Source organism: Micromonospora sp. NPDC047521 (genome assembly GCF_055587305.1).
In genome coordinates this window covers 195,041-207,561 of the sequence record NZ_JBVJGN010000005.1, presented here as the reverse complement: position 1 = coordinate 207,561, position 12,521 = coordinate 195,041, and the positions used below count along the sequence as shown (strand labels likewise).

General features: G+C 73.7%; 10 protein-coding genes. 2 read left to right on the top strand and 8 right to left on the bottom strand.

Annotation, left to right across the window (positions count from 1 at the left end):
- Positions 1-19: 19 nt before the first annotated feature.
- From ACZ6N8_RS14070 to ACZ6N8_RS14055, 4 genes are all read right to left on the bottom strand, one after another.
- Positions 20-409 carry a VOC family protein gene (locus ACZ6N8_RS14070; protein ID WP_466010083.1) on the bottom strand — a complete coding sequence of 130 codons (390 nt, stop codon included), beginning with the start codon at positions 407-409 and terminating at the stop codon, positions 20-22.
- The gene (locus tag ACZ6N8_RS14065) at positions 406-816 is read right to left on the bottom strand and encodes a VOC family protein (RefSeq protein ID WP_466010081.1); all 411 of its coding nucleotides are present in this window, start codon (positions 814-816) and stop codon (positions 406-408) included. The genes ACZ6N8_RS14070 and ACZ6N8_RS14065 overlap by 4 nt, the downstream gene beginning before the upstream one ends.
- A 163-nt stretch (positions 817-979) precedes the next feature.
- Positions 980-2,146, bottom strand: a complete 1,167-nt coding sequence (locus ACZ6N8_RS14060) for a sensor histidine kinase (protein ID WP_466010079.1) — start codon at positions 2,144-2,146, stop codon at positions 980-982.
- Between the two features lie 55 nt (positions 2,147-2,201).
- Positions 2,202-2,870 (bottom strand): response regulator transcription factor, encoded by a 669-nt coding sequence (locus tag ACZ6N8_RS14055; protein ID WP_466010077.1) that lies wholly within the window; start codon positions 2,868-2,870, stop codon positions 2,202-2,204.
- A 140-nt stretch (positions 2,871-3,010) separates the two neighbouring features.
- Here ACZ6N8_RS14055 and ACZ6N8_RS14050 point away from each other — a divergent pair, with 140 nt between their 5' ends.
- Positions 3,011-4,117, top strand: coding sequence for a peptidase C39 family protein (locus ACZ6N8_RS14050; RefSeq protein ID WP_466010075.1), 1,107 nt, complete (start codon positions 3,011-3,013; stop codon positions 4,115-4,117).
- Here the strand turns inward: ACZ6N8_RS14050 and ACZ6N8_RS14045 are convergent, their stop codons facing one another.
- Together ACZ6N8_RS14045 and ACZ6N8_RS14040 are read right to left on the bottom strand one after the other, a co-directional pair.
- A complete protein-coding gene (locus ACZ6N8_RS14045) occupies positions 4,118-5,401 on the bottom strand; it encodes an outer membrane protein assembly factor BamB family protein (protein WP_466010073.1) in 1,284 nt (427 codons plus the stop codon).
- The gene (locus ACZ6N8_RS14040; RefSeq protein ID WP_466010071.1) at positions 5,398-6,675 is read right to left on the bottom strand and encodes an outer membrane protein assembly factor BamB family protein; all 1,278 of its coding nucleotides are present in this window, start codon (positions 6,673-6,675) and stop codon (positions 5,398-5,400) included. Before ACZ6N8_RS14040 ends, ACZ6N8_RS14045 begins: the two co-directional genes overlap by 4 nt.
- A gap of 126 nt (positions 6,676-6,801) precedes the next feature.
- On the opposite strand from ACZ6N8_RS14040, the gene ACZ6N8_RS14035 reads away from it, so the two are divergent.
- The gene (locus ACZ6N8_RS14035; RefSeq protein ID WP_466010368.1) at positions 6,802-8,652 is read left to right on the top strand and encodes a DUF6311 domain-containing protein; all 1,851 of its coding nucleotides are present in this window, start codon (positions 6,802-6,804) and stop codon (positions 8,650-8,652) included.
- Here the strand turns inward: ACZ6N8_RS14035 and ACZ6N8_RS14030 are convergent.
- A complete protein-coding gene (locus tag ACZ6N8_RS14030) occupies positions 8,649-10,430 on the bottom strand; it encodes a DUF6311 domain-containing protein (protein ID WP_466010069.1) in 1,782 nt (593 codons plus the stop codon). The two genes, ACZ6N8_RS14035 and ACZ6N8_RS14030, sit on opposite strands and share 4 nt — an antisense overlap.
- Positions 10,430-12,217 carry a DUF6311 domain-containing protein gene (locus ACZ6N8_RS14025; RefSeq protein WP_466010366.1) on the bottom strand — a complete coding sequence of 596 codons (1,788 nt, stop codon included), beginning with the start codon at positions 12,215-12,217 and terminating at the stop codon, positions 10,430-10,432. Before ACZ6N8_RS14025 ends, ACZ6N8_RS14030 begins: the two co-directional genes overlap by 1 nt.
- Positions 12,218-12,521 lie beyond the last annotated feature (304 nt).

Below are 12,521 nucleotides of genomic sequence, written 5' to 3'. Positions count from 1 at the left end.
AACGACGGGGTGGCAGAGGCTAGGCGTCAGTCGTCGCCGCCCGCTCGGCCGCGCTGCGCAGTACGCAGAACTCGTTGCCCTCCGGGTCGGCGAGCACCACCCAGCCGGTGCCGTCCGGCCGGGTCTGGTCGTCGACGAGCGTCGCGCCGATGCCGAGCAGGCGCTCGACCTCCTCGGCCCGGGTGCGGTCGGCGGGTTGCAGGTCCAGGTGCAGCCGGTTCTTCACCGTCTTGCCCTCGGGTACGGCGATGAACAGCACCTCCGGGCCCCCCGGCGGCAGGAGCATCGCCTCCGAGTCACCGGGGAAGTCGTCGGGCTGCCGGGGGCAGTCGAAGACCTGCGACCAGAAGCCGGCCAGGGCGTACGTGTCGGAACAGTCGATGCTGATGTTGTGGATCGTCGAACTCACAGTCGCTCCTCCACAGTGGTGGTGGTGTCGACACGCTCCCCGGCGCTGCGTACGACGCAGAACTCGTTGCCCTCCGGGTCCGCGAGCACCGCCCAACCCGTACCGTCGGGGTGCCGTCGGTCGGCGACCATGCTGGCTCCGAGGCCGAGCACCCGCTCGATCTCCTCGTCCCTGGTCCGGTCGACGGGTTCCAGGCAGATGTGGAGCCGGTTCTTGGTCACCTTGTCCTCCGGTACCGCCTGGAAGAACAGGTTCGGGATGGCGTCGTCCGGCGGCAGCAGGGCCGCCTCCGGGTCACCCGGGACGTCCTCGCCGTGCCGGGCGTACCCGAGCACGCCGGCCCAGAAGCCGGCCAGGGCGTACGTGTCGTGACAGTCGAAACTGATGTTGCGGATCCGTGGATACACGGGTGTGCCCTCCGTGGTGCTGGATGGGGACGCTCCGCCTCGGGGATGTCAGCCGGCGAGGACCCGGGGCGCGGAGCCAACAGTGGTGGACATCGACGCACCCCCTTCGATCGTGAGCTGACAGCGCGATCTTGTCATCGGCCCGCGTGCCGCGCAACCCCGTTCAGCCGGCGGCGGTCACCACCGGGGCGTCCGCCGACGGCAGGGTGACAGTCACCTCCAGTCCCCCGCCCTGCTGCGCGATCACCCGTACCGTGCCGCCGTGCGCCGTGCAGACCGCCCGCACGATGGAGAGCCCCAGGCCGGAGCCGCGGGCGCCGGTGCGTTCCCGGCCGCCGCGCCGGAACGGCTCGAACAGCCCCGGCACGTCGGCCTGGTCCACCTCGAAGCCGGTGTTGCCGACCACCAGCCAGGAGCGCTCGCCGTCGGTTCCGGTACGCACCCAGAGCCGGCCGTGCAGGTGGTTGTAGCGGACCGCGTTCTCGATGAGGTTGCCGGCCAGCCGGTCGAGCAGCCCCGGGTCGCCGACCACGGGTGCGGACTCCATCGACGTCTGCACCCGCAGGCCGATCCGCTCCACCTCGCGGCGCATCGCCGACAACGCGTTGGCGGTGCCGGCGGCCAGGTCGCACTCGGTGCGCCTGCCCAACTGCCGCCCGGCCTGCGCCTCGCTGCGCGCCAGCACCAGCAGGGCGTCCACCAGGCCGTTGGCCCGCTCGGACGCGTCGCGGACCACTGTGGCCATCCGGCGGTACTCGGCGGCGTCCGCGTCGTCGTCGCTGAGTGTCACGTCGATCTCGGTCCGCATCACGGCGAGCGGGGTCCGCAGCTCGTGCGAGGCGTTCGCCACGAACCGTTTCTGCGCCTCGAACGCGGACGCGATCCGGTCCAGCATGGCGTCGAACGTCTTGGCCAGCTCGGCCACCTCGTCGTCGGCTCCCGAGTAGCCGATCCGCTGGTCCAGCGTCGCCTCACCGAGCCGTTGCGCGGTGGCGGTGACCTGGTGCAGCGGGCGCAGCGCCCGACCGGCCACCGCGTACGCCCCGGCCACCCCGACCACGCTTATCGCCAGGAGTGCGACGAGGCCCTTGGCCAGCAGCTCCCCGGAGGCGGAGTCGACCAGTTGCCGCTGCCACTGGGCCGCGTCCAGCGACCTGCCGTCGGAGAGCACCACTGTCGTGCCGGGCAGCAGCTCGTCGGTGGGTCGCAGCGCGTCGCGGACCAGCAGCCAGGCCAGCAGCACGAGGATCGCCCCCGCGCCGATCAGCAGGACCCCGTTGAGCAGGGTCAGCCGCAGCCGCAGGGTGGGCCGCAGGGGGCGGCGGCTCACAGTACGACCTCGGTTCGCGACTGCGGGGCTCGCAAACCCGGCTCACTCCTCGCGCTCACGCTTTCACCTCTGCCGTGCGGTAGCCCGCGCCGACCACCGTCTCGATCAGCGGCGGATCGCCGAGCTTCTTGCGCAGTGTCATCACGGTGACCCGGACGATAGTGGTGAACGGGTCCGTGTTGGCGTCCCACACGCGTTCCAGCAGCTCCTCGCTGGAGACCACCGCCCCGCGCGCCTTGAGCAGTTCGCTGAGCACCCCGAACTCCTTGTTGGTGAGGTCGACCGGCACACCGGCGCGGGTCGCCACCCGGCGGGCCGGGTCGAGTACCAGGTCGGCCAGTTCGAGCACCGGCGGCGCCGCCGGGGTGGCCCGTCGGCCCAGCGCCTGGACCCGGGCGACCAGCTCGTCGAACGCGAACGGCTTGGGCAGGTAGTCGTCGGCCCCGAGCTGCAACCCCTCCACCCGGTCGGCGACGGTGCCGCTCGCGGTGAGCATCAGCACCCGGGTCAGCGCGCCGGAGGCGGCCAGGTCGGCGCAGATCTGGTCGCCGTGCACGCCCGGCAGGTCGCGGTCCAGCACCACCACGTCGTACCTGGTGACGAACGCCGCCTCGTGGCCGGCGTCGCCGTCGTACGCCACGTCGACTGCCATCCCCCGCTTGCGCAACCCGCGCGCGATCGCGTCGGCGAGGTTGCGCTCGTCCTCCACCACCAGTACCCGCATCCCCGGCCTCCTCGCTGCTGACCACCGACAACCTAGTGCCGGCCGGCAACAATCGTCTCTCGCCGTCCGCGCCGGTCGGCGTTGCGGGCAAGCGCGGCGTACGCGATGCTGCCGACACCGAACGACGGGACGGACGCGGCATGAGCAGCACGGCACCACCCACCCGGCGGGACATCGCCTACCGGGGCTTCCACCTCCCGGCGGACTCCGCGGCCGGCGTCGTGGACGAGCGGGGCAGCTGGACGTCCCCGCCGGTGCCTGTCGGCTTCGCCGTCGCCGAGGTGGTGCCGTCGTGGACCGCTGACACCCCGGACGGCTGCTGGATCGAGGTCGAGCTGCGCGGCTGGCACGGCGACGCGCCAGCCACCGGCTGGTACCTGCTGGCCCGCTGGGCGGCCGACGACCTGACGGTACGACGCACCTCGATTCCCGGGCAGCGCGACGGCGACGCCGCTGTCGACACCGACACCCTGGTCGTGACCGGTGCGATGGTCACCGGCTGGCAGGCGCGGGTGACCCTGCGCCGACCGGCCGGCAGCCCGACCGGCCCGGTGCTGCGCAGCATCGGCGCGGTCGCCACCGGCCCCGCGCTACCCGGCCCAACCGGCGAGCCGGAGCCCACCTCGTCCGCTGCCCGTGGACGGGTGCTGGACGTGCCCCGCTACTCGCAGCGGCTGCACGCCGGCCAGTACCCGCAGTGGGGTGGGGGCGGCGACTCCTGGTGCAGCCCTACCTGCACCTCGATGGTGCTCGCCTACTGGGGTCTCGGGCCGACGGCGGAGCACTGCTCCTGGGTGCGGCCGCCCGGCCCACGGCCGGTGGTGGTGCACGCCGCCCGGCACTGCTACGACCACGCGTACGCCGGCGCCGGCAACTGGCCGTTCAACACCGCGTACGCCGGGCTGCACGGGGTGGACGCGTTCGTCACCCGGCTGCGGTCGCTGGCCGAGGCGGAGGCGTTCGTCGCCGCAGGCATCCCCCTGATCGTCTCCGCGGCCTTCCGGGCCGACGAGGTGCCGGGGCTGGCCTACGACACCAAGGGGCACCTCATGGTGCTTGTCGGCTTCACCGCCGACGGCGACCCGGTGCTCAACGACCCGTACGCGCCCGACGACGACGCGGTGCGCCGGACGGTGCCCCGGCGGGCGTTCGAGGCGGTCTGGCAGCGCGGCAGCGGCGGCGTGGCGTACGTGCTGCGGCCCGCGTCGGTGCCGCTGCCCCCGCCTCCCGCCCAGGCGAACTGGTGATCAGTCGGACCACCGGAACAGCTGGTAGGAGCCGTTCACCCGTTGGCAGAGCAGCCAACTGACGCTCGCCTGGCAGTTGCCGGCGGCCTCGGGCAGCACGTCCAGCGGTCGGGCCTCCCCGGCGCGGGCGTCCAACCGCGTGACGTAGAGCCCACCGGCGGGATGCCGCCGCACGCCGATCAGGGGGTCGCCGAAGCCGGACTGGGCCAGCTCCCACCGGCCCAGCCCGGCCACCTCCCGGCCGGTCGTCGGGTCGAGCACGACGAGCTGCTCCAGTCGGGTGCCGGAGCTGTTCGCCGTGCTGGCCATCAACCGGCCGTCGTACGGGAAGACCCACGTCCAACGGTCGCTGTGCCACCGCGGTTGGCCGGTGGCGGCGTCGACCGCCCGCAGCCCCACGCCACCGACGTGCAGACACAGGACCGGGCCGCAGCCCAGGGCGAACTCCGCCCGATCGGCCGGGATGCTCCACCGCCGGTCCAGCCGGTCGAGCCCGTACGCGGTGATGGTGGCCGGAGTCCCCGAGATGGTCACCAGCAGGTCGTCCACCACCTGCGTGACCCCCGGCCAGCCGCTGCCGGGTGGCCGGACGTCGGCGCGGGCCAGCACCGCACCGGTGCCGGCGTCACGTACCTCGACCGGGCCGTCCACCTGCTTGAGCACCACCCGGTCCGCCCCGCGCCCGCCGTACCGGAAGCTGACCTGCGCGTCCGTGGTCAACTGCCAGCGGACGGTGCCGCAGCAGGGATCGAGCGCCCGCAGACCGAACGGCTCGTCCCCGCCGCCGGACTGCATCAGCACGGTGCCGTCGGCCAGCTCGACCGGGCCGCCCGGCTGCTGCCAGCGGTACGCCCCGGTCTCCCTGTCGAACGCCACGGACAGGGTGCCCTGCCCGGGCATGTTGCTCTCGTGCACGGTGGCCAGCAGCATCCCGCCCACCGACGAAACCCCCCAGGCCCGCCCCTGCACCGGTACCCGGGTCTGCCACAGCAGCCCCCCGCCGGGCAGCCGGAAGGCGCGCAGCGTCCGCTGGGTGGGCTGGGCGGGGCTCGGGTCGAGGACCACGAACAGGTCGCCGGCGAGCAACGTCTCGGCCGCCAGCCCGGCCGGGATGCTCACCACGTCCCGCCGGGGCGGAATCCCTGCGGAGGCGAGGGTGGCCAGCAGGAGCACCACCACCAGTACGCACCGCAGCGGCCGGCCGACGGCCCGGGGTGGGCGGGGCAGCGGGTCGGGATCCGAGCTGTGCCGCAGCTCGCCGAGGTCGATGAGCGGGCCGGTCACGACCGCAACCGCCACAGCGCGGTCGAGCCGTCCAGGCGCTGGCACAGCAGGGCCGGCAGGGACGCCTGGCAGTTGCCGACGACGTCCGGGAGCACGTCGACGATCCGGGACCGGCCGGCCGCCAGGTCCAGTTCGGCGACGACCAGACGCCCGTCGTCAAGCGGACGCACCCCCAGCAACGGGTCGTCGCGGCCCAGCGACGGCACCAGGTTCCACCGGCCCAGCTCGGCCCGCCCTCCTCCGGTAGCCGCGTCGCGTGCCGCGTACCGCTGGCCCGGCCCCGCCACCAGCAGCCGGCCGTCCCGGACGTCGGCCAGGGTGTCGCGGCCCGGGTCCGACCAGCGGACCGCGCCGGTGGCCGGATCGATGACCTGGAGGCCGCCGGTCTGCTGCAACGCGCAGAGCAGGCCCGCGCAACCGACCACGTACGACACCAGCGGCACCTCGGCCGTCCACAGCGGATCGAGCCCGGGCAGACGGTGGCCGACCAGCCTGGTCGCGCCGGGCGGGACGAGCAGCAGCAGATCGTCGACGACCTGCACCCGCTGGTACGCCGACCGGTCACCGGTCAGCGTGTCGACGCTGCGCAGCAGGTCACCGGTGCCGGCGTCGTACACCTGCACCTCGCCTGTCGGCTGCACGAGCACGAACCTGTCGACCCGGCCGTCGCGTACCTGGTAACCGGGGTTGCCGGGTGGCGGGATGGGCACCGACCAGAGCAGACGGCCGCTGTCCGGGTCGACACGTCTCATCGCGCCCGGCTCGTCGGCCATGTCGTCCACCACCAGCAGCAGACCGCCGTCGGCAGTCGCCTGGGGAATCCCGGCGAGCCGCCAGCGCTGCGACCCCGTCTCCGGGTCGAAGGCGGTGGTCTCGAACACACCGTTGCGGGCGCTGACCCCCACGGCCAGCACCAGCCCCTGCTCGACCAGCACACCGAGGTAGTCGCCGGCGCGGGGCAGGGGTGCCCGCCACTGCCGCGGCACGTCGCCACCGGGCGTCGGTCGGGCGTACGCGGTCAGGTAGCGGTCCCCGGTGGGTGTCGGCGGGTCGACGACGAAGACACCGTCCGCGGCGAGGTACGCCGCCGCGGCCCGCGCGGCCGGCACCGGGCTCACCGTCCGCCCCGTCACCGGCGCCGCGGAGGCCAGCACGACAAGCGCCAGCAGCAGCACCGCCGCGCAGCGCAGCGGACGACCGGCCGCGCGTGGTCGGCGGACCGGCCGTGGCGGGACGTCCCCGTCCCGGACCTCGCCCAGTTCGATGATCGACACCGACCGTCCCTCCGTCACCCGTCGTGGCTGGCCGGCGGCGCTTCCCGGCAAACCCGACCGTGGGCGCACCGGCCCGGCAAATCCGACGCATCCTCGCCTGTACGATGGCGCGTCGTGGCTGTGCCGGTGGTAGACCCCTCGCTGAATCCCGTAACCGACGCCGATCCGGTCGACGTCGAGACGACACGGCGGCCTCGACGCCGACCCGCCCGCGCCGATCTCGTGGCCCTCGGAGCCTATGTGGTGCTGGGCGTGTTCGTCTGCCTCAACTACTGGGGTGACGTGACCGGCCGGGTGTCCTCGCACCTGCCCACCGACCACAGCTGGTTCGAGTGGCTGTTCGCGCACGGCGCGTACTCCGTGCGGCACCTGGAGAACCCGCTGTTCACGGCCCGGCAGAACGCCCCGGACGGGGTGAACATGATGGCCAACACCTCGCTGCTCGGGGTGACCCTGCCGTTGGCGCCGCTGACCATGCTGCTCGGCCCCCAGGTGATGTACGCGCTCTACCTGGGCGCGGCCCTGGCCGCCACCGCCGGCACCGCGTACTGGATGCTCTCCCGCCACCTGGTGCGCTCCCGGGCGGCGGCGTTCGTCGGCGGCGCGTTCCTCGGCTTCGCACCGGGCATCATCCACCACGCCAACGGCCAGCCCAACTTCGTGTCCAACTTCCTGCTGCCCCTGATCGTGGTGCGGGTGCTGCGTCTCGGCGAGCCGGGCCGGTGGCGGCGCAACGGGTTGGTGCTCGGGGCGCTCGTCACGTACCAGATCTTCATCAACGAGGAGATGCTGCTGCTCACGGCGCTGGCCTGCCTGGTCGTCGTGCTGGCGTACGCCGTGCAGCGGCCGACGGCCACGCGGGCCGTCGCCGGCACGTTCGTGGCCGGGCTGGGTGTGGCCGGCGGGCTGGCGCTGCTGCTCGCCGCGTACCCGATCTGGTTCCAGTTCAACGGCCCGCAGTCCTACCGGGGCCTGCAGGGCGGCGTCTTCCACAACTGGGGCGAGGACCTGGTCGCGTTCGTCACCTTCGCCCGGGACACCTGGGCCGGCGACCCGGCCGTGGAGAAGACGATCGGGATGACCGAGCAGAACACCTGGTTCGGTTGGCCGCTGGTGCTGCTCTCGGTGGTGGCCCTGGTGCTGCTCGTGCGCCGGTCGCTGGCCGCCCGGATCGTCGCGGTGCTGATCGTGGTCTTCACGGTGGCCGCGATCGGGCCTGTGGTGCGCTTCAACGGCGTCGAGACCGATGTGCGCGGCCCGTGGTCGTACGTGCCTGACGACCTGCCGCTGGTCGAGATGATGATGCCTACCCGGTTGACGTTGGTCGTCGCCGCCGCGGTGGGCGTACTGCTCGCGCTGACCTGGGACGCCGCGTCCCGGCAGGGACGTCCGGCCGAGGCACCGCGGGTGCCGGCCCAGCGCACGGGCGAACCGGCTGTCGCGGCGCGTCGGCGGTGGCTGCGCCCGGTGGGGTACGCGGCTGTCGCGCTCGCGGTGCTGCCGCTCCTTCCCCGGCCGCTGCCCGCCCAGCAGGTGGAGCCGCCACCCCACTTCATCACCGCGGGCGGCTGGCGGCCGTACGTGCCGGCGGGCCGGACCCTGGTGCCGGTGCCGATCCCGAGCAACGTCCACGGCCTGCCCACGCTGCGCTGGAGCGCCCTGACCGGGCAGGAGTTCCCCGTCCCAGGTGGCTACTTCATCGGCCCCAACGAGCTGGGCGAGGGCGTCTTCGGGGCGCCGAACCGGCCGACCAGCAGCCTCATCTACTCCACCATGGACACGGACAAGGTCCCGGCGCTCACCGACGAGAATCGCCGCCAGGCCGTGGAGGACCTGCGCTTCTGGCGGGCGTCGGTGGTGGTGCTCGGTGCGCACCCGCGCGAGGCGGTGCTGCGTGAGCTGGTCACCGCCCTGCTCGGGCCGCCGCAGCGGGTCGACGACGTCTGGGTGTGGGACGTCCGCCCGCTTGTGGGTTAGACGCTGCCCCGCACGTCCCACACCCATCCGCCGTCGACCGGGCGACCCGGGCCGAGCAGGTCGTCGACGGTGCGGCGCAGCGGGTCGCCGTGCGTCGACGGGCCGAGCACCACGAGCGCGGCCCGCCAGTGCCGCAGGTCCTCCACGGCCCGCCGGCGGTCGGCGTCGGTGAGCACCGGCACCACTCCGGTCTCGGCCACCGCGCGCAGCAGCACCGACGTGGGCCGGTCGGGCGCGCCCCAGCGGGCCGTCGAGTCGTCGGGGCCGGCCGGCCCGATGAAGTAGCCGCCCGGCGCCGCGAAGGCGAGCCCGGTGCGGGCGGACCAGAGCATCACCGGGCTCCGCGCCGCGCCGGTGACGGGGGGTACGGCGACCACCGTCCGGCCGGGCGGCACCAGCGGACGCCACGCGCCGTCGGCGACGAACCCCGGCACCGGCGGGACCGGCACCACCCGGATCGGTGTCGGAGCCAGGGGCAGCAGCGCGGCGGCCACCGCCCCGGCCCAGAGCAGCCGCACCGGCAGTCCCGGCGCGGCCGACAGCCGGCGTGCCGCCCGGACCCGGTCCACCGAGAGCGCCACCAGCACCCCCAGCACCGGTACGCAGACCAGCGCGAACCGGGCCGGCACCGCGAGGTCGAGCAACGGCAGGCCGGCCACCAGCCGGTACGGCCCGGCGACCCCGGTGGCGGCACCGTCCACCCGCAGCTCGGTGCCGAGCGACAGCAGGGCGAACACCAGGCCGCAGGCGGCCAGCGCGCGGACCAGCGGCCGTCGCCACAGCCAGATCACGATCACCACGGCGAGCACGAGCAGCCCCGGGCCGAAGAACGAGTTCTCCTCCGTCGGGTTCGGCGAGAGCAGGCCGGGCAGCCAGTCGTCGCCGAGCACGGTCTGCCGGGCCGACGCGGTGAACGAGGCCGCGTCCAGTTGGAAGGCGTGCGCGGCGAAGGCCATCCCCGCGTAGTGCTGCGGGCCGCGGAACTGGAACCACAGCGGGTACGCCAGCAGCGCCGTCGCCACCACGGCCGCCACCGCGAGCCGCCCGATCAGGGCCGGCGCGTGCCGGCGGGCGGCCAAGCGGTCGGCGAGCGCCCAGCCCAGCGCGAGCACCCCGGCGGCGAGCGCCAGGAAGACCAGCACCTCCTCGCCGATGAAGGCCTGCCAGACGACAAGCAGTCCGAGGCCGACGCCGGACCGCCACACGGGCCCGTTCGCGGGCCGGAACACCAGGGCGAGGATCGGGGGCACCAGGAACTGCGCGGCGATGTGCAGGTGCGCGCCAGCCTGGGCGATCATGCCGGGGGCGAACCCACAGACCAGCCCACCGACCGCCGCCGCCGACCTGGCGCTGACCAGCCGCTGGCGCAGCAGCGCGTACCAGGCCGTCGCGGTGCCGGCGAGGCAGCAGACGACCGCCACGCAGAACGACACCTGCGACCCGAACAGCAGCGTGACAGGGGTCAGCGGCACACCCAGGCCGAGCACCGACGTGTTCGCCATCAGGTTGACGCCGTCCGGCGCGTTCAACGCCGTGCTGTAGAGCGGGTTCTCCCCCTCGACGACGGCGTGCGCCGCGTGGGCCAGCATCCACTCGAAGAGGACCTGGTCGCCGGCCTGGTGGAACAGCCGCCACGGATGCCCCCACTGCCCGCTGGTCAGCAGGACGGCCAGGCACAGATAGCCGGTCACCACCGCCGCGTCCGGGAGCCAGCTCGGCCGGGACCACCGCGCCGGCGCCGGGGCAACCGTCGCGGGAGACGCCGTCCCGGTGACCATCAGACCGAGCGGTCGGTGAGCGTCCGGACGTCCCACACCCAGACGTCCAGCTCCTGGCGGCCGGGGCCGACCAGGTCCTCGACGGCACGTCGCAGCGGCTCGGCGTTCTGCTGGCGGACCGGCAGCACCAGGATGGCGGCCCGCCAGTGGCGCAGCTCGTCGGTGAAGCGGCGGCGCTGCCGGTCGTCGAGCTTCGGGGTACGGCCGGTGGTGGCGACCTCCTCCAGCAGTTGGCCCACGCCGCTGGGTCGGCCGCCGAACCGCCCCGGGTCACCCGTGTTGCCGTTGCGTGGGGCGAGGAAGTAGCCGCCCGGGATCTTGAAGTCGAGGTTGGTGGCTGCCGCCCAGCGCATGCCGTGCGTGTTGCCCATGCTCGGCACCGGAATGGGCACCAGCGTCTGGTCCGGGCCCACGTACTCCCGCCACCTGTCGGCGGTGATGAAGTCGGGCACCGACGGTCGGGACACCATCCGCAGCGGCATCGGCGCGACCGGCAGCAACGCGAACGCCAGGCCGGCGGCGGTGAGCGTCCGTAGGGTGCGTCGGTCGGCCGGGCGCAGCTCCCACGCCCGCTCGACGGCGAGCGCGAGCAGCAGGCCGATCACCACGCTGGTGATCAGACCGAACCGGGTCGGTACGACAGCGTCCAGCAGCGGCAGGTGGACCAGCAACTGCCACGGGCCGGTGATCAGCTCCCGGTCCCACCAGGAGATCCGCTCGCCGAGGGAGAGCACGGCGAAGAACACGCCGGTGGCCGCGAGCGCCCGGACGACCAGGTCCCGGCGCAGCCACACCACGATGCCGACGGCGAGCAGCGACAGGCTCCAGCCGAAGAAGGCGTTCTCCTCCGAGTAGTTCGGCGCCAGATTGATGTTGGCCCGCTGGTTGCCACCGAGGGTGGGCGAACCGGGCGCGAAGAAGGCGGCGATGTCGTTGCCGTAGTCCTGCACCGCGTCACTGAGCCCGTGGTACGCCATCGGTCCGGCGAACTGCACGTACAGCGGGTACGCCAGCAGCGCCCCGGCCAGCAGCGCGCACACGGCCAGGCCGGCGCCCAACGGCCGCCACGCCGCCGACCAGCGGGCCGGTTCCTGGACGAGCACGGCGATCAGGAACACGCCGCAGGCCAGGGCCGTGAAGAGCAGGATCTCCTCGTTGATGAACGCCTGGGCGGTGACCAGCAGGGCGAGCAGCGCGCCGTCGCGTACCGGCCGGGTCGACCGGGTCAGCACCAGCACCCGCCAGACGATGAACGGCAGCAGGAACTGGCTGATGATGTTCGGGTGCCAACTGGCGTGCGACAGCATCGCCGGGGAGAACCCGCAGAACCAGCCGCCGACCGCCGCCGCGAGCGGGTTGCGGACCAGGTGGCGGGAGAGCACGAGGTACCACGCCAGGGCGGTGCCGGCCAGACCGAGCGTCACCAGCACCACGAAGGACACCGCCGGCCCGAAGAGCAGCGTCACCGGCACCATCGGGATGCCCAGCGCCAGCACCGCCGTGTTGGCCATCAGGTTGACGCCGTCGGGGTAGTTGAACTGTTCGGTGTAGAACGGGTACTCGCCGTGCAGCACCACACGGACCGAGTGGGCCAGGAAGAACTGCACCTGGGCCGGGTCACCGGTGTAGAGCGAGGCCACCCGGCCGGCCGGGTCCAGCCAGATCCGGCTGGTCACCCAGAGAGCGGCGAGCAGGAACAGGCCACCCACGGCGAGGTGCTGCCGTCGCCGCGTCCACCCGCGCCACCTGCCGCCGCCCGGCACCTCGGCGTCGGCGTCGGCCGGCACGTCGGGTACGGCCTCCGGCGGGGTGTCGACGGGCGTCGTCGTCGGTGCGGCAGGGGAGTCGACGACGCCGACCGAGGCTTCGGCCGGCGCGGCGGACGTGGCGACGCGGCCTGCCGTTCTGGTGGCCGGAGTGCGGTAGCTCACCGTCTCGTCGAGGTCGTCGAGGCCGGCGGCCGCCTCCGGGTGCGGCGCGGACAGGGCGCGGGACTCGGCAGGCGTCACAGTCGGCGGAGTCTACCGGAGCGACGAAACGGCACGAAAACGCCTGCGGTGTCCACTGTGGTGGATGCGCCGGCCACCACCT

Coding starts and splice junctions, on each gene's coding strand:
- ACZ6N8_RS14055 (WP_466010077.1), bottom strand. CDS start 2,870: ATGCGGGTACTGGTGGTGGAGGACGAGCGCAACCTCGCCGACGCGATC.
- ACZ6N8_RS14050 (WP_466010075.1), top strand. CDS start 3,011: ATGAGCAGCACGGCACCACCCACCCGGCGGGACATCGCCTACCGGGGC.
- ACZ6N8_RS14030 (WP_466010069.1), bottom strand. CDS start 10,430: ATGGTCACCGGGACGGCGTCTCCCGCGACGGTTGCCCCGGCGCCGGCG.